Source organism: Caballeronia glathei (assembly GCF_000698595.1).
GTDB classification, from domain to species: domain Bacteria; phylum Pseudomonadota; class Gammaproteobacteria; order Burkholderiales; family Burkholderiaceae; genus Caballeronia; species Caballeronia glathei.
The window spans coordinates 35,760-51,298 of sequence record NZ_JFHC01000061.1; the positions used below are offsets into that span (position 1 = coordinate 35,760).

The following is a 15,539-nucleotide window of genomic DNA, read 5'->3' on the forward strand; positions in this document are numbered from 1 at the left end:
CGGTTTCGCCGGACATACAAACACGCCGGCCCAGTGACTACACTTTGATCATTGAGCCATCGCGCAAACACCACCGACGGAGGCGCGACATGAATACCGCAGACGTGGGCAATGGCACGGGCTGGGTCGATCAGTCCGACGACGCGGACGCCATCGCGATGCTCGTGGACAAAGTCCGCGCGCAGCAGAATGCGATTGCCGCGAGCGCTCACACGGCACTGGATGGGCGCATCGATCGCGCGCAGCATCAGAAGCAATTGCTTGGCGCAGTCGGTGTCCTGCGGATCTTCGACACGCTCCCCGCCATCGCAAGAGCCGGTCCTTTTCTGAAGCGCGCCGCGGCAGGCGAGCCCGTTGAATATCGCGTCGCGTGCCGTTTCTCGAACGGTCAGCCGTGTCCGTTCGCCGATACGGCCGCCGACGTACGCGGCGTCGCCCTGAAGTTCTTTACCGACGAAGGGACGCAAACCGATCTGCTCATGACAAACGAGGGCGGCCGCTCGCATGCGAGAAACGCAGTGCAGTTCATGGCTGTCGCCGACATCATCGTCGCGAAGCTCGCAAACGGTGTTGCGGGCGGGCTCACAAAGGCATCGCGCGAATTGCTCACCGGTGAAATCGGGCCCGTGGAGGCAGCGCGTATCCTTGCCATTCTTTTCAATGAAACGAAGGTCCACACGGTCGAAAGCCTCGCTACCGAGCGCTACTGGGGTTCGGTCGTGCAACTGGGCGCGGCCGCGGTCAAGTACTCGCTTCACCCGCACGAGACGAGCCCGACGGGCACCGCGGCGGACCGTTCGGGCGAGCACTATCTGCGCGAGGATATCGTGAACCGGCTGGCGGAAGGTCCCGTCAAGTGGCAGCTTTGCCTGCAGCTTTTCATCGACGAAGACAGCACGCCGGTTCGCGACGCCTCCGTCGCGTGGAAGGCGCCGCTCGTTCCGCTCGGCGAGCTGGAGATAAGCGCTCCGCCATCCTTGGCCGACGAAGCATGCATCAGCCAGATGGCGTTCAATCCCGCCAACGGCTTTCGACCGCTCGGAATCACGCATGCCCGCAAGGATGTCTATGCCGCGAGCGCGGCCAACCGCAAGGATCGCGGACTGCTTTCGGGCGAGGCGGCGCGCGCGTTTCTTCAGGATACGGCGGCCAGGCCCTGACGGCGATGCTGGCCGGCTTGCCGTATCCAGAACTTCGCGATGCCGTCATCGCGCATCTGACGATGGCGGGGGACTGGGGCCGCTATTGTCGAACGTGCCGCCCCGGTCCCCGCAGAGCGGTGTCGCTCCGGGCGCCGCTCGATGATCACGGCGCCGCGTTCCATACATGCGATGCGGCGCGCCACTTTCCGTCCGCGGACCGGTTCATGATCATCAGCAGGACGCCCTTGTATTCAGGCACCTTGCCGTCTTTCTCGGCGCCTTGCGCGCGCCAGTTCGCCACCTGGTACACGACATTGCCGCTGCGATGCGCGTCGATCACTTCAGTCGAATGGTTGCGCACGCCGCCATCGAAAAAGCTCTTGAAAAGCTTCTCGATCTCGGCTCGCCCCTGAATCGACTTTCCGTTGCCCGGCGACACCGTGGCCTTTTCATCGTAGAGCGCGGCGAGCGCGTGCGCGTCGCCGCTGTTGAAGGCCTTGTTCCAGGTGACGTTGGCGGCATCCACGATGTTCGTTGCGTCTGACTTTTGCGCGAGCGCGGGCTGTGCCGCCGCTAGCGCAACCGACAGGCAGACGACCAGATGCGTCATGTGCTTGTTCATTGCATGTTCTCCGGTAGCGATGGGCGGCCCTGACATCCGTGAAGGACTGGCTCGCTGCGCGTCTCGGGAGGTCCGCGAATGACGGCTTCGATTGCCGGGCGTTGCAGCAGGAAACGATGAATCGTGATCGCAAGCCGGGTCGCTCGTGATTGCGGTCAGCGCTGCTGCCGGCGCGTGGAGTATAGGTTTCGGCATATCCAGTAATCAACTAAGGCGACACGTGCGCGGCGGCAGATGTCAGCCTCGATGACACGGCATGCGGCGGTGGAGGATAACAGGAAGCGGCAGGAATCTGTCGATTGCTGCTTTCAGCTCGCGCGCTGGCGCGCCTGTATGCGCCCATGTGCGCCGGCTGAAAGCAGTCAGAAGAAGTCGCGCCGGCGATAAGCCGCGCGTCCTCATGTATTCAATGTTCTTGTTATGCGGCGGGTGACAGCTCGAAAGGCGAGCGGGGCAGCGGTTCGCCATCGACGAATGCGGTGGCGCTTCGTACGGCGAATGCGAACGCGCATTCCTGGCTGGCGAATTCTCCGAGCACGCCCAGTGACGTGGCTTCGCCATCCTCCTCGAGAATCGATACGCGCGCAATGAATGCCTTGCCGTGCTTCGTCACGCAAGGCTGAATCGCTGCACCGCGGTGGTATAGAACCATTGCAATTCCTCCGGTGATGTCCGTTGTGGTCAACCAGAGAATTGTAGTGTCCTATTTTCGTTCAGGGTAGACCGTTACGTTTTCTCGCAAGGCGCATAAATCCGATGCAAGCCGACGATGCCCGACGAAGCGCCTGATCCCGGCGCCTTACGGCTGGTTCGGCAACGTAAGGCTTGCTTGCAGTCCGCCTTCGGGCCGGTTCTGCAAGTGCAGCGTCGCGTTCATCGCGAGCGCGAGCTGACGCGCGATCGCAAGGCCCAGACCCGTGCCGCCCGAATCGCGGTTGCGCGAACTCTCCACGCGATAGAACGGCTGAAACACCGCATCCAGTTCCTTCGGAGGAATGCCCGGCCCGCGGTCGAGCACCGTGATCGTGACCCGGCCGTCCGGCAACGTGCCCACCCGCACCTCGCTCGCCCCGGAAAACTTCACGGCGTTGTCGATCAGGTTGCTGAGGATTCTGCGCAATGCCTGAGGGCGAGTGAGCAGCGTCGTGCCGACCTTGCCGGTGAGCGATACCGCCTGGCCGGCATCGACATAGTCGCACACCATGCTGTCCAGCAGCGCGTCCGCATCGACGCGTTGCGGCGGCTCGGCCGCGCCGTGCAGCGTGCGCGCATACGCGACGCCCTCGCGCACGAGCGACTCCAGTTCCTGCAGGTCCTGCTCAAGCTTTGCCTGCTGCGTCGTGTCGTCCATCAGGTCGGTGCGCAGACGCATGCGCGTGATCGGCGTCTGCAGATCGTGCGAGATTGCGGCGAGAATCTGGATGCGCTCCGTCATGTAGCTGGAAATGCGGTCCTGCATCGCGTTGAACGCCTTCGCGGCATGCGACACTTCCGTCGGTCCGTCCTCGGGCAGGCGCGTGGCGTTCATGTCGGGGCCGAGCGCATCCGCCGCCACGGCCAGCTGCTTCAGCGGACGCGTGACGAGCCGCACGGCGAGCCACGAACACACGCCGAGCACGATCAGCTGAACCAGGAGCAAGAGCGGCAGCCAGCCGGAGAGCGGGATGTTGTGCATGGGCCGCACGTCGATGGTCAGCGGCGATCCGTCGCTCAGTTTCAGGTGCACCTGAAAGCGCTCGCGATTGCCCGGAATCGCGTTGACGGTCGCGGGATAACGGGGGCCGAGTCCGCTCAGCATCGAAGCCGCCACGTCTCTCGACAGCCGGGTGTCGGGCGGCGATCCGCTCACGCCGGGCCCGAGGACGAACTCGTAGCTGCGCCGCGCGAGGCTCGGCAGCCACTGCGAGCGTTCGGCTGGCGGCAGGCGGTCGAGCAGGGCGACGGAGGCCGCCACTTCGCGCTCGATATAGCCCGTCATCATCGTGAACGTGGCGTCGTCGCGCTCCTGGAGCGTGAGCGTGGCGGACAGCGTCTGTGAAAGCAGCAACCCGCAGAAGAGGATCAGCGTCAGGCGGGCAAAGAGCGTTCGAGGCCAATGCAGCGCGGAAGCCGCGTTCATCGCGACGCCTCCTGAACCGTGACCGATGCGGAGAACACATAGCCCTCGCTGCGCAGCGTCTTGATGTAGCGCGGCTCGCGCGCCTCGTCCTGCAGGCGTTGACGCAGGCGGCTCACGAGAAGATCGATCGAGCGGTCGAAGGGGTCGGAGCGGCGGCCCTGCGTCAGATTGAGCAGTTGCTCGCGGGTCAGCACGCGTTGCGGATGATCGAGGAACACACGCAGCAGGCGATATTCCCCGCCGCTCAGCGCGACGATCGTGCCGCTCGAATCGATCAGGTGCCGTGCGACCGTATCCAGCCGCCAGTCGCCGAACTGCAGGACGGTCACGGTCTCGTTCACCTGCATGTTGGGCGGCAGCATGCGCGCGCGGCGCAGCACCGCGCGCACGCGCGCGAGCAGCTCGCGGGCCGCGAACGGCTTGGCGAGATAATCGTCGGCGCCCATCTCGAGTCCGACGATGCGGTCCGCTTCTTCGCTCAGCGCGGTCAGCATCAGGATCGGCACCGTCCGCCATTGCCCCGCACGAAGCTCGCGGCACAGCACGAGCCCGTCTTCGCCGGGCATCATCAGGTCGAGGACGATGAGGTCGGGCGTCTCCTGCTCGAGCAGCGAATACATCTGGCGGCCGTTGGATGCGAGCGAAGTCCGCATGCCGTTTTTCGTCAGATAGGTGCCGAGCAGTTCGCGGATTCCACGGTCGTCGTCGACGATCAGAATGTGGTCGGGCTTTTCCGTCGCTGAAATCATGGTGTCGAACGTTTTCGCAGTGTCTGGCGGGTATGGATCATCGAGCAGTTGACAGGCTTGCTCAGCTCGAAGCTTATACCGCCGAGCAGGAAAATGAACGCGGCGATCAGGCGCTTCATGCGTCCTCCACGACGGAGAGGCTCGCGCCGTCGGCTACGCTGAATTCGAGCGAGAACCCGTCGACATCTTTCAGGCACCCGATATTCACCCGCCACAGATCGGGGTCCTTGCGGGTCTGGTGAAACGTATAGATGCCGCAGTGCCGGCAAAAGTAGTGCTTCGCCACGCGCGTGTTGAACTGGTACAGGGTGAGCGCATCCTCGCCGCCGACGATTTTCAGCTCGGCGGCGCGAAACGGCGGCGACATGAGTGCGCCCTTGCGCCGGCACAGGCTGCAATTGCAGCGCGCCGCGGGGCTGACGGGCGTGCGGACTTCGAACTGCACCGTGCCGCAATGGCACGACCCTTTCAATGGCTCATTCGACATGGCTGGCTCCCGGGATGTTGAGCCTGCTTTATAACGCGAACCCCCACCGTCTTTTGTGTCGCATTGTATCTGCCCGTCGCGCTGATACATAACATTGCACTCGCCCCTTTTCCCCGACACAAGCCCGATACGTCCGCGCGTTCAAATGCATCAACGCCGGATTTTCCCTGAACCTGCACCTCGCGGTTCCCGCCATTCGACATCCGGCCGCCCACCTCATCCAGACGATTCAAGGAGAGCGCCATGAAGGCTTTGATGATCGCAGTGTCGTTCGTTGCATTCGCCGGCACCGGACTTGCCCAGGCCGCCGGGACCGCGCCGGCCGCCGGCACGCAGGCTACCGCAGGCTGGAACGGCCCGTCGGCGCGTGACGCGCAGGTGCGCACCCGCGCGCAGGTACGGGACGAACTCGTGCAGGCGCAAAGGAGCGGCCAGCTCGCCTACCTTAAGGGCACGCTCTACAAGGGCAGTTGACCGGGCCTCCGGTCGAGGCCGGAGGCGGCTGCGGCCCGTTTCGACGGGCGTTGCCCAAAACGGTTCGCCCCGGAATGCCCCTCAACACTATCGACAACGGCTTTTCACGAAGCCGAAAAAGCACAAGGCAAATGCCATGTTATTCATATTCCTCGCGTATCTGGGCGGCGTGCTCACCATCCTGAGTCCCTGCATCCTGCCCATGCTTCCGCTCGTATTCTCGCGCGCAGGCCAGCCGTTCGTTCGCAGCGGCCTGCCGCTTCTCGCCGGCATGGCGCTCACTTTCGCGGCGGTCGCCAGTCTTGCCGCGGTGGGCGGCGGCTGGGTTGCCCAGGCCAATCAATACGGACGCTGGATCGCGCTGGCGCTCTTCGCGGTGTTCGGCTTCGCCCTGCTCTTTCCGGGGTTCGCCGAGCGTCTCATGCGTCCCCTCGTGGGCGCGGGAAGCCGTCTCGCGCAATTCGTCCACGAAGACAGCGCGAAGCCGCGCGTGATGACTTCGGTCGTGCTGGGCGTGGCGACGGGCCTGCTCTGGGCGCCGTGCGCCGGCCCGATCCTGGGCCTCGTGCTGACAGGGGCGGCCCTGAACGGGGCGAACGCCGGCACGACCCTGCTGCTCCTGAGCTACGCAACGGGTGCCGCGACATCGCTCGCTGTCGCGCTGCTGGCCGGCGGGCGCGTATTGGCCGCGATGAAGCGTTCGCTCGACGCCGGCAACCGCGTGCGCCGCGCAACCGGAGCCGCGCTGCTTTTCGGCGTCGCCGCCATCGCGACGGGATTTGATACGGGCACGCTTGCCCGCGTGTCGGTGGACGTCACGGCCGGCATCGAGGAGAAGCTCGTCGAACGGCTGTCGCCGCGCGCGGCGCCGTCGGTCAAGCCGGCCGAAACGAGCGGCTCGCTGGCCCGGTCGGCGACACCGGACGGGTTCGTCAAGGTCTCGCTGACCGACCTGTTCACCAGCTCGTCCGCGAAGCCAGCCGAAATGAAATTACCCGTGGAGGGCAAGATGCCGAACGTGTCCGGTGCCGTGGAATGGCTGAATTCGCCGCCGCTGACGAACGAGCAGCTGCGAGGCAAGGTCGTCATCGTCAACTTCTGGACGTATTCCTGCATCAACTGCCTGCGGACCTTGCCGTACCTGAAGACGTGGGCGAAGAAATACCGCGATCAGGGGCTGGTGGTGATCGGCGTGCATGCGCCGGAATTCGCCTTCGAGCGCAACGTCGGGAACGTGAAGCAGGCCGCGCGCGATCTGGGTGTCGACTATCCGGTCGCCATCGACAACAACTACGCGATCTGGCGCGCGTTCGGCAACCAGTACTGGCCGGCTTTCTATGTCATCGATGCGCGCGGCGACATCCGCTATCACCACTTCGGCGAAGGCGCCTACGACAAGTCGGAGCGGGTCGTCCAGCAGCTGCTGAAGGAGGCGGGACACCCGGCATCGCCTGCGTCCGCCGCCAGCGAGAAGGGGAGCGGCACGCAGGCCGCCTCGGACGGCCGGGACCTGCTCTCCGCCGAGACGTACGTGGGCTACAAGCAGGCAGAAGGGCTCGCGTCGCCCGAGCGCGTCCTGCCCGACGCACCCCGCACGTACAGCGCACCCGAGAGCCTCGCGCTCAACGACTGGGCCCTCGGCGGCGCATGGAAGGTGGGCGCGGAACAGGCGCAGCTCGCGAGCGGGCCGGGCAAGATCGTCTACCGGTTTCATGCGCGCGATCTGCATCTCGTGCTCGGCCCCGGGGCCGACGCGAAGCCGGTCCGCTTCCGCGTGACCATCGACGGCGCGCCGCCCGGGCCGTCGCACGGGACGGACGTTGCCGCCGACGGCAGCGGCACCGTCGACAGCCCGCGTCTGTACCAGCTGGTCCGCCAGAGCGGGCCGGTGCGGGACCGGACCTTTGCCATCGAGTTTCTCGATCCGGGCGTGAACGCGTACGCATTCACGTTCGGATGACCTGCCGCACCGCGCCGTCAGGCGGGCCGGGAACGATTCGCCGGTTTCCGTGAAGGGGAGAGGCTTGTGAACCGCCGATTCGTCATCCGCCCGAGCGCGGGCGCATTGCTTGCAGTCGCGGGGCGCCACGGGCTACGCGCGAGCGCGGGCGCCGCGGGGGAATAAACGCGGCCCGACGCGTGTTGTGCTTCGAATACCGGTCATCGACCGGTCAACCGGAGCGGGCAGGCGGCAGAGCGCCAGCGGCTCATCGACGAGCGAAACGGAACATGTCGACTTGGTTCGCAGGCAGGCACGCGGTGGTGATTGGCGCGGGAATCGGCGGGCTGTCGGCCGCTGCGGCGCTCGCCGGCCATTTCTCGAAGGTCGTCGTGGTGGAACGCGACAAGCTGCCGCCCGGTGCGGCCGCGCGGCCCGGCGTGCCGCAAGGGAAGCACCCGCACGGCCTCCTCGCGGGCGGCATGGCCGCATTGAGCAAGCTGTTCCCCGGTCTCGCGAGCAGCCTCACGCAGGCGGGCGCCCTCGTTTCGGATGCCGGCGCCGACGCGCTGATCGAAGTCCCCGGCCTGCAGCCCTTTCCGCGGCGCCATCTGGACGTGCACACCTTCCTGATGTCGCGGCCGCTGATCGAAGCGGTGCTTCGCAACCGGCTCGCCGAGCACGAGAACGTCATGTTGCGCGACTCGACGCGCGTCATGGAGATCGTCGCGCGGCCGTCCGGCGACGTCGCGGGCGTGCGGGTCGAATCGCCCGAAGGCGAGCAGGAGGTGCTGGCCGCGGATCTGGTCGTCGACGCGTCCGGCCGCGGCGTGCCCACGCTTGATTTTCTGAAGGCAGCGGGCCGGCCGGTGCCGCAGGAGAGCGTCGTTGGCGTGGACCTCACCTACGGCACCGCGACCTACTCGTTTCCTCCCGACGCGACGCCCGATTTCAAGGTCGCGCTCACGCTCGCGAAGGCGCCGGAGCGCAGCCGCTGCGGCTTCATGATGATGCGCGAAGGCGGCTTCTGGTATGTGCTGTTCGCGGGCCGCGGCGAGGACCGGCCACCCGTCGACGAAGAAGCGTTTCTCGCGTTCGCACAGGGACTCGATACGCCCACGATCTACGACACGCTCAGGAAGGGACGGCGTCACGGCGAGATTCTGCGGTTCGGCTTTCAGGAGAGCCGCTGGCGCCATTTCGAGCGCCTCGAGAGCCTGCCCGCCGGCCTGCTGCCGATCGGCGATGCCATCTGCCGGCTGAATCCGGTGTACGGGCAGGGCATGGCCGTCGCCGCACTTGAAGCGCTGCAGCTGCGCGATCTGCTCGACGCGCAAGGCAGCGACTCCGGCTCGCTCGCCACGCTCGCGCCCAGGTTTCTGGGCGGGGCCGTGCCGCTCATCGAAACCGCCTGGAAGATGGCCGAGCTTGCGGACCTCGTGTACCCGGAGACGCGCGGCGAAAAGCCCGCCGACTTTCAGAAGACCCTGGAGATGCAAGTCGTCCTCAACCGTCTCGCGATCCAGGACGCGGACGTCCAGAAGCTGATGGTCGAAGTCAGGCACCTGCTGAAGCCCGCCACGGCGCTGCACGACCCGGAGATCCAGCGCAAGGCCGAGGCGTTGCGCGAGCACGCGCCGTCGTAGCGCGGGCGAAGCGGCGGCCGTTTGCGCCTTGCTTCACCGGCCCAGTTCACCGGCCCACTTCACCGGCTCACCTCGGCGCCTCACTTCGCCGCGCAGGCGCCCGCCGGCTTGCGGGCGGTCCTCGCGACCGTCGTCTGGACGACGCGGTTGTAGACCGCGCCTGCCACCATCACCGCCGCGGTGCCGAGAAAGACCGAGCGCATGCCGAAGTGCCCGCCGAAGAAGCCGCCGGTGAGCGGCCCCACGACCTGCCCGACGTACTGCGCGGATGTCGAATAGCCGAGCATGCCGCCCGCCACCGACGCGGGCACGTTGTGCCGGATCACGCTGGCGACGCACGGCAGCAGCCCGCCGAGCGCGAGGCCCATCAGAAATCTCAACACGATCAGTTGCCAGCCGCTCGTCACGAACGCCTGCGGAACGAGGAGGACGCCCGCCACGACGAGGCATCCGCTGATCACGTTCCAGTGGCCGATGCGGTCGGCCAGCTTGCCGAGCCGCGAGGCCGACAGGATGCTGCCGAGCGCCGCGCCCGACATCACGATGCCGGCCACGATCGTCACCTGGTGCACGGGCACGAGTTGCGCGACATAGACGGTGATGATCGGCTCGATCGACATGTTGGCGAACATGAGCAGCATGCCGGTGACGAGCATCGCGATGGTCGGCCGCCGGTCCGCGATGGCAGCCCATCCGCTTTCGCTCGCACCCTTCCTGCCCGCGGCAGCGGGGCGGTCGCGCTTGATGAGGAAGACGGTCGCGAGGAACGTGACGAAGATGAGCGCGCCGGCGGCGAGGAAGGTCGCCCGTATGCCGATCAGAGGCGGCAGCAGGCCGCCGATGAGCGGGCCCGCGAGATTGCCCGCCATGATCCCCGACGACAGCACGCCGAGCGCCCAGCCGCAGCGCTCCCTGGGCGTCTGCGTCGCGACGAGCACCATCGAGCCGGACGCGAATCCGCCGAGCAGTCCGGCGGCGAGCCGCAGCGCGACGAGCTGCCATACGTCGTGCGCCATGCCCATCAGCGACATGATGACGGCCATGCCGAGGCTCGCCCGGATCAGCATGAGCTTGCGCCCGTACCTGTCAGCGAGCTGGCCCCAGAGCGGCGCGGTCAGCGCGGCGGTGAAGAACGTCGCGCCATAGGCGACGCCGGACCATTGCGCTATTGCGGCGTGTCCGGCCACACCCAGCTGTTCTACGTAGAGCGGCAGGAAGGGCAACATCAGCGTCATCGCCACGATCGTGGTGAACGAGCCGAATACGCACACGGCGAGATTGCGGCGCCAATGGCTGAAGCCATCGGACGCAGGGTCCGGCGCGGCCGCGCTGCTCTGTTGTTGGTCCATGGTTTCCGCTTGGGTCGGCGCGGCGTTCGTGAGGAGGACGGCTGACTCACGGTAACGGAGCGATGTTGTGGGCGGAGGGTGAGAGCGGCAAGGCTTTCACGCATCCTGTCGCCCATCCTATCGCTACATGCGCTGCGGAAACAGTTTCCCGGCTATACCGGTATCGACGCTACCCCTCAATGCGGGTCGTTCACTGCGTGTGCTGATGAAACCTTGCGGCATGCCGCTGCGCGTCACGGTCACGCACACGGAAAGCCTGGCGGGCCGCCGCGACCGGTTGCCTTCGAACCCGGCGCATGCGCGGCGCAGTCTCGCCGCGCATGCCGTGTCGCGTATCGGGCCGCATCGAGACGCATCGGTCATTGACCGAAGTACACGCCAAGGGGCGAGGGCGTCGACGACCGGCTGCCGGACTGAGCCGACGCGTGCATCACGACGCCGCCGACCGCGTTGCTGTCGACGCTGGCCACTTGCTGTGCACCGACTTTCGCTTCTGCGGCCTGGATGTCTTCGGGGTAGTGCGGATCTTCGCCGCTCGGGCGGTAGCCGGCCTGTTCGATGCGCACCAGATCCGCACGCACTTCGGCGCGCGTGACGGGCGCATTCGACGATTGCGCGAAGGAAATGACCGGGCTTGCGAGTGCGCCTGCGATGAGGGCGAGCGTAATGAGGGATTTCATGATTCAGGCTTCCTTTGATTTTAGAGGTGAGACGTGGCTGGCACGTGTGCTGCTGTCGAGAGCGAATCGGCCCTGACGTGTTGTTTCCTTAGCTGCCGAAGTACGTCGAGCAGAAGCTCGCCGGTCCGACGCAGGACATCGAGCCCGGCATGGTGCGCGTGCCGCTCGCGGTCGATCCCGAGACGCGGCCGCCGACGTCGCCGCTGTCGCTCGATTTCTGCCTGAGGCGCTCGACCTGCGCCGTGTAGATCGGGCTGACGTCGGGGTACGAAGTGTCGGTGACGAAACGCGAGCCGTTGTTTTCGGCCTGGACGAGTTCCTGGCGCACCTGTGCGCGTGTTTCCTGCGCGAACGCGTTCGAGAATGCGCCCGTGGAGACGAGTGCGATTGCAGTGGCGGTGAACAAAACAAGCTTCTTCATTTTCAGCTCCTTCGTGGTGGTGGTGGTGTGTGTGCTGCGTTCATGAGCGTTAACCACGCGTGTGGTCCGGATATTCCCGCGCCCTGTGCAATTTCCTGGATAAACGACATAGACCTTCGGCCACGTCGCTTATACGAAGGTGTCATGCGCCCGATTGGCGAAGGCATCGATACGCACGCCATAAGCTGCGAATGGGCCGTTACGCGGCCTTCATCGGAGAGGGGAATAAATGCCCGCGGCCGTGCGTTGTACTGTTCTTGAGTGACCGGAGCTGCGATGGATCAACGAGCAGGACCGGCGTTGACCACGGTTGGCGAAAGCGCACGACATCCTCGTTCGTGCGTGTGGTACAGGCCGATGAACGCCTCGTCGAACACGCGCACCGGAATACACGGTGATTTGAAGCGCGCTGCCGCCTTCTTTATCATTGGTGTCCTGAACGCAGAATCCCGTAGAAGATCGGTCGCGCCACGATGCGCGCGTTCAGCGCTTGCGACGGGAACTTCATTGCTCGATGTAATGACATGAGCAGAACCGGGATCAACGTTTTCCATGAATACTCCAGATACCGTCCGTCACCTGATCGACCGCGTTCCCGCACTGGTGTGGCGCGTGACGTCCGACGGATGCGGCGACTACTTCAATGAGCGCTGGCATGCGTTCACCGGCCTTCCATCCGGTCCGTGCGATGTGCGTAAATGGCAGGCCGCGATTCATCCCGCCGATGTCGAGGATCTGCGCGGCCTTCTTGCGTCGCCCGGGGGCGGCACGACGGAAGTGCGGATCAGGAACACGGCTGGGGGCTATTGCTGGTTCGTCGTGAAGTGCGGGCCTCATGTCGGCGAGGACGATGCCCGGGCCATGCACCACGTCGTTGCACTCGAGCTGGACTCGGAGCGTCGGCCCGGGGAAGACGGCAAGGATGTCTCGAACGGCGTTCCGGTGCCCTGGGAAAACGTACCGACGATGGCATGGAGCACGCGCGCCGACGGCTATCTCGACTACGCGAACGAGCGCTGGCTGGAGTGCTGCGACCTCACGCTCGAACAGGCGCGCGGCTGGGGCTGGCGTGCGGGCGTTCATCCGGATGATCGCGAAGGCATCACGGCCACATGGCTGCGTCTGCTGGAAACGGGAGAAGAGGGCTATCACGAGGCGCGGATCGGCTCCGAGGCGATCGGGTGGCGCTGGTGCGTCTCGAAGGCGTCGCCGGCGCGCGATGCGTCCGGGCGGATCGTGCGCTGGTACGGCGCGCTGTTCGACATCAGCGACCGCAAGCTCGCGGAAGACGCGTTGCGGCGAAGCGAGGCGTATCTCGAGGATGCCCAGCGCCTGAGCCATACAGGCAGCTTCGGGCTCGATCCGCAGACGGGCACGCTCTACTGGTCGGAGGAAAGCTATCGCATCTTCGAGTATCCGCGTTCGGTCACGCCTGCGCTCGCGCTCGTGATCGCGCGCACGCATCCCGACGATCTCGGTCTCGTCGAGCGCTCGCTCGGACGAGCCAACGTGCAGGATGAGGAGATCGACGTGAGCTTCAGGCTCCTCATGCCCGACGGCCGGCTCAAACACGTGCGGATCCTCGCCCATCGGGCGCTCGGCGAGGACGGAGCGCGAACGCTGGTTGGCGCGGTGGTCGACGCCACGGCGGCGCGGCAGTCCGAAGAGCGGCTGCACCGCACGCACGCGGAACTGGCGCACGTGACGCGCGTCGCGACGATGGGCGAACTCGCCGCATCGATCGTGCATGAGGTGAACCAGCCGCTTGCGGCCATCGTGACGAATGGCGGCGCATGCCTGCGATGGCTCGATCGTCCCGAGCCCGATCTCGCCGAAGCCGCTTTATCCGTCGAGCGCATGGTGGCCGACGCGCGCCACGCAAGCGACATCGTGCGCCAGTTGCGGGCATTCGCGAGCAAGAAGACGCCCGCGAGCATGCCGGTCGACGTCAATGCGGTCATCAGGGAAACGCTGCCGCTGATCGGCATGGGGCAATTCCGCAAGGGCATCGTGCTCGAACTGCAACTGGCGGAAAAGTTGCCGGCAGTCCTGGCGGACCGGGTGCAGTTGCAACAGGTGCTCATCAATCTCATCAGCAATGCGGCGCAATCGGTCGGCGAGCAGTCCCGCGATGCGGCCACGGTCCCGATCGGAATCGAATCCGCGCTGACGGCGGACGGAGCGGTCTCGGTCACGGTTCGCGATTCGGGCCCGGGGTTTCCTCCGGACATTGCTCGCCGGGTGTTCGAGCCGTTCTTCACCACGAAGCCCGATGGCATGGGCATGGGCCTTTCGATTTGCCGCTCGATCATCGAGGCGCACGGCGGCCGCATCCACGCGTGCAACAACGACGGGCCGGGCGCCCAAGTCGGATTCGTGCTGCCCGCGCATGATCCCGCGCAGTCTGAAGCAAGCGCGTGCTGAACGAACCGGACCGGCGCACCGCTCGCCTGCGAAGCCGGCGGCGTGAGTAACAACGAAAGCGCATGAATTCCCGGCGCACGTTGATGTCTCAGTACTTGCATCGCCATTGAAAGGGGGCTGGCGTGGCACGCCGTCACAGCGAGGTGTATCGCGGTTATCTCATCTGCGTGAACGAGGTGGCGCAGGGCACGTGCGAACTCACGGTCCGGGGGCTCGTCGGCCGCGAAATGCCCGTGAGGGCGACTTCGACCATGACCGATACAGTTGCAGGCTCGCGCTTTGCGACATTCGACGATGCCCGTGCGGCCGCGTCCGATGCGCGATGCGCAATCGACGCCTTGCTCGCATGCAGCAGCACGAGCGGCTGATACCGCTGCGCGCCGGAAGCGATCGGCCTGCATGCGGAGTCCATTCACGCCACGCAGGAGACGACGATGCTTCATCCGGAGGTGTACAAGTTTCAATACACGCGCAACCTGGGCCAGCAGCGCACATACGACGTGATGCTCAATGTCGTGCAGCTCGAATCAGGCGTGTTCGCCTATGAGTCGTGGGTGCATTTCGCTCATGAATTCAAGGGCAATGGCCTTGTCTTTCCGCTCGTCGCCCAGACGCAGGCTGACGCTGCAGCGGAGGCGCGGGGCCGCATCGAGGACAACATCGAAAATCTGGCCGGCGTTGACGAATGAACGAGGCGCGGCGCGGCGGTAAACCCGGGTATATCTTCCGCGCGAACGTTCGTTATCGGCAATTAGTGCCGTAAACAATGTTATCGAGCGCACATCATTGATCTAAATAATTCACCTCAGCCAAACGTTTGCCGTGCGTGCGGAATATTCGCATCAAAGCGCATACTGATTCCCCATAACTAAAGCCAACGAGAGAGAAGACCATGTCCGGGGAAGCCAGAAAACTCTATTACTTCGGCCACGAACTGCCGAACGCTTTGCAGGCGTGCCTCGAGGAGCGCAAGTGGGGGGTGGAAGTGATCCAGCCTCGCAAGCGTCCCAAATCCGTACGGGGAAGCGGGCACGCGTCGGCCGGCATTCTTGCACTGTCCGAGTGCGAATTTCCGCGTGACCTGCCCACGCTGCATGAACTGCTGTCCAACTCGCAGATCGGATGGGTGGCAACGGGCTACCCCGAGCAGATCGAAGACGCAGCGGTGCGCCGCCTGATCCGCGACTATTGTTTCGACTACGTGACGCTGCCGGCATCGAACGACCGTATTGCCGATTCGGTCGGCCATGCGTACGGCATGGTGTCGCTGCACGACGCGGCGTCGAACGACGCGCGTGCCGAGGGCCGCGCCGAAGGCGAGATGGTGGGTTCGTGCGAAGCGATGCTCGCGCTCTTCCGCTCGATCCGCAAGGTCGCGATGACCGACGCGCCGGTTTTCATCTCCGGTGAATCGGGCACCGGAAAGGAACTGACGGCGGTGGCGATCCACCAGCGTTCGGCGCGCCGCGACCAGCCGTTCGTCGCGA

At 65.4% G+C, this 15,539-nt stretch carries 18 protein-coding genes; 8 read left to right on the top strand and 10 right to left on the bottom strand.

The genetic code is table 11. The features are described from left to right. Window positions 1–89: 89 nt before the first annotated feature. Window positions 90–1,160 (top strand): catalase family protein, encoded by a 1,071-nt coding sequence (locus tag BG61_RS29060; RefSeq protein ID WP_035928710.1) that lies wholly within the window; start codon window positions 90–92, stop codon window positions 1,158–1,160. Between the two features lie 145 nt (window positions 1,161–1,305). On the opposite strand, the gene BG61_RS29065 is transcribed toward BG61_RS29060, so the two are convergent. The 6 genes from BG61_RS29065 to BG61_RS29085 form a co-directional block, all read right to left on the bottom strand. Next, window positions 1,306–1,764 carry a YybH family protein gene (locus BG61_RS29065; RefSeq protein WP_035928709.1) on the bottom strand — a complete coding sequence of 153 codons (459 nt, stop codon included), beginning with the start codon at window positions 1,762–1,764 and terminating at the stop codon, window positions 1,306–1,308. Between the two features lie 418 nt (window positions 1,765–2,182). Then, window positions 2,183–2,416: a hypothetical protein gene (locus tag BG61_RS29070; RefSeq protein WP_035928706.1), complete on the bottom strand. Its 234-nt coding sequence runs from the start codon at window positions 2,414–2,416 to the stop codon at window positions 2,183–2,185. 147 nt (window positions 2,417–2,563) lie between these two features. Beyond that, window positions 2,564–3,883, bottom strand: coding sequence for an ATP-binding protein (locus tag BG61_RS29075; RefSeq protein WP_035928704.1), 1,320 nt, complete (start codon window positions 3,881–3,883; stop codon window positions 2,564–2,566). Next, window positions 3,880–4,632 (bottom strand): response regulator, encoded by a 753-nt coding sequence (locus tag BG61_RS29080; protein WP_035928701.1) that lies wholly within the window; start codon window positions 4,630–4,632, stop codon window positions 3,880–3,882. Before BG61_RS29080 ends, BG61_RS29075 begins: the two co-directional genes overlap by 4 nt. Then, on the bottom strand, window positions 4,629–4,751 hold the full coding sequence (locus BG61_RS44700; RefSeq protein WP_267908581.1) for a hypothetical protein: 123 nt from the start codon (window positions 4,749–4,751) through the stop codon (window positions 4,629–4,631). The genes BG61_RS29080 and BG61_RS44700 overlap by 4 nt, the downstream gene beginning before the upstream one ends. Then, window positions 4,748–5,119, bottom strand: coding sequence for a GFA family protein (locus tag BG61_RS29085; protein WP_035928698.1), 372 nt, complete (start codon window positions 5,117–5,119; stop codon window positions 4,748–4,750). Before BG61_RS29085 ends, BG61_RS44700 begins: the two co-directional genes overlap by 4 nt. 243 nt (window positions 5,120–5,362) lie before the next feature. Here BG61_RS29085 and BG61_RS29090 point away from each other — a divergent pair, with 243 nt between their 5' ends. From BG61_RS29090 to BG61_RS29100, 3 genes are all read left to right on the top strand, one after another. Next, window positions 5,363–5,593 carry a DUF4148 domain-containing protein gene (locus BG61_RS29090; protein WP_035928696.1) on the top strand — a complete coding sequence of 77 codons (231 nt, stop codon included), beginning with the start codon at window positions 5,363–5,365 and terminating at the stop codon, window positions 5,591–5,593. A 136-nt stretch (window positions 5,594–5,729) separates the two neighbouring features. Further along, a complete protein-coding gene (locus BG61_RS29095) occupies window positions 5,730–7,553 on the top strand; it encodes a cytochrome c biogenesis protein DipZ (RefSeq protein WP_035928693.1) in 1,824 nt (607 codons plus the stop codon). 269 nt (window positions 7,554–7,822) lie between these two features. Further along, window positions 7,823–9,178: an FAD-dependent oxidoreductase gene (locus BG61_RS29100; RefSeq protein WP_051672850.1), complete on the top strand. Its 1,356-nt coding sequence runs from the start codon at window positions 7,823–7,825 to the stop codon at window positions 9,176–9,178. Window positions 9,179–9,258: 80 nt separating this feature from the next. Here BG61_RS29100 and BG61_RS29105 read toward each other — a convergent pair whose 3' ends face one another. The 4 genes from BG61_RS29105 to BG61_RS42210 form a co-directional block, all read right to left on the bottom strand. Continuing rightward, a complete protein-coding gene (locus tag BG61_RS29105) occupies window positions 9,259–10,527 on the bottom strand; it encodes an MFS transporter (RefSeq protein ID WP_035928690.1) in 1,269 nt (422 codons plus the stop codon). Between the two features lie 359 nt (window positions 10,528–10,886). Further along, window positions 10,887–11,207, bottom strand: a complete 321-nt coding sequence (locus BG61_RS29110; protein ID WP_370818055.1) for a DUF4148 domain-containing protein — start codon at window positions 11,205–11,207, stop codon at window positions 10,887–10,889. 88 nt (window positions 11,208–11,295) lie between these two features. Continuing rightward, window positions 11,296–11,628: a DUF4148 domain-containing protein gene (locus BG61_RS29115; protein ID WP_035928687.1), complete on the bottom strand. Its 333-nt coding sequence runs from the start codon at window positions 11,626–11,628 to the stop codon at window positions 11,296–11,298. A gap of 281 nt (window positions 11,629–11,909) precedes the next feature. Further along, window positions 11,910–12,182, bottom strand: coding sequence for a hypothetical protein (locus BG61_RS42210; RefSeq protein WP_129572090.1), 273 nt, complete (start codon window positions 12,180–12,182; stop codon window positions 11,910–11,912). On the opposite strand from BG61_RS42210, the gene BG61_RS29120 reads away from it, so the two are divergent. From BG61_RS29120 to BG61_RS44705, 4 genes are all read left to right on the top strand, one after another. Then, window positions 12,181–14,052: a PAS domain-containing sensor histidine kinase gene (locus BG61_RS29120; RefSeq protein WP_051672851.1), complete on the top strand. Its 1,872-nt coding sequence runs from the start codon at window positions 12,181–12,183 to the stop codon at window positions 14,050–14,052. The genes BG61_RS42210 and BG61_RS29120 overlap by 2 nt on opposite strands. Before the next feature lie 122 nt (window positions 14,053–14,174). Next, on the top strand, window positions 14,175–14,420 hold the full coding sequence (locus tag BG61_RS42215; protein WP_129572089.1) for a hypothetical protein: 246 nt from the start codon (window positions 14,175–14,177) through the stop codon (window positions 14,418–14,420). Between the two features lie 66 nt (window positions 14,421–14,486). Beyond that, window positions 14,487–14,741, top strand: a complete 255-nt coding sequence (locus BG61_RS29130; protein WP_035928681.1) for a hypothetical protein — start codon at window positions 14,487–14,489, stop codon at window positions 14,739–14,741. Between the two features lie 203 nt (window positions 14,742–14,944). Then, the coding region (locus tag BG61_RS44705) for a VpsR-related response regulator (RefSeq protein WP_035942499.1) at window positions 14,945–15,539 on the top strand (595 nt) is incomplete at its 3' end.

Coding starts and splice junctions, on each gene's coding strand:
- BG61_RS29060 (WP_035928710.1), top strand. CDS start 90: ATGAATACCGCAGACGTGGGCAATGGCACGGGCTGGGTCGATCAGTCC.
- BG61_RS29065 (WP_035928709.1), bottom strand. CDS start 1,764: ATGAACAAGCACATGACGCATCTGGTCGTCTGCCTGTCGGTTGCGCTA.
- BG61_RS29070 (WP_035928706.1), bottom strand. CDS start 2,416: ATGGTTCTATACCACCGCGGTGCAGCGATTCAGCCTTGCGTGACGAAG.
- BG61_RS29075 (WP_035928704.1), bottom strand. CDS start 3,883: ATGAACGCGGCTTCCGCGCTGCATTGGCCTCGAACGCTCTTTGCCCGC.
- BG61_RS29080 (WP_035928701.1), bottom strand. CDS start 4,632: ATGATTTCAGCGACGGAAAAGCCCGACCACATTCTGATCGTCGACGAC.
- BG61_RS44700 (WP_267908581.1), bottom strand. CDS start 4,751: ATGAAGCGCCTGATCGCCGCGTTCATTTTCCTGCTCGGCGGTATAAGC.
- BG61_RS29085 (WP_035928698.1), bottom strand. CDS start 5,119: ATGTCGAATGAGCCATTGAAAGGGTCGTGCCATTGCGGCACGGTGCAG.
- BG61_RS29090 (WP_035928696.1), top strand. CDS start 5,363: ATGAAGGCTTTGATGATCGCAGTGTCGTTCGTTGCATTCGCCGGCACC.
- BG61_RS29095 (WP_035928693.1), top strand. CDS start 5,730: ATGTTATTCATATTCCTCGCGTATCTGGGCGGCGTGCTCACCATCCTG.
- BG61_RS29100 (WP_051672850.1), top strand. CDS start 7,823: ATGTCGACTTGGTTCGCAGGCAGGCACGCGGTGGTGATTGGCGCGGGA.
- BG61_RS29105 (WP_035928690.1), bottom strand. CDS start 10,527: ATGGACCAACAACAGAGCAGCGCGGCCGCGCCGGACCCTGCGTCCGAT.
- BG61_RS29110 (WP_370818055.1), bottom strand. CDS start 11,207: ATGAAATCCCTCATTACGCTCGCCCTCATCGCAGGCGCACTCGCAAGC.
- BG61_RS29115 (WP_035928687.1), bottom strand. CDS start 11,628: ATGAAGAAGCTTGTTTTGTTCACCGCCACTGCAATCGCACTCGTCTCC.
- BG61_RS29120 (WP_051672851.1), top strand. CDS start 12,181: ATGAATACTCCAGATACCGTCCGTCACCTGATCGACCGCGTTCCCGCA.
- BG61_RS42210 (WP_129572090.1), bottom strand. CDS start 12,182: ATGGAAAACGTTGATCCCGGTTCTGCTCATGTCATTACATCGAGCAAT.
- BG61_RS29130 (WP_035928681.1), top strand. CDS start 14,487: ATGCTTCATCCGGAGGTGTACAAGTTTCAATACACGCGCAACCTGGGC.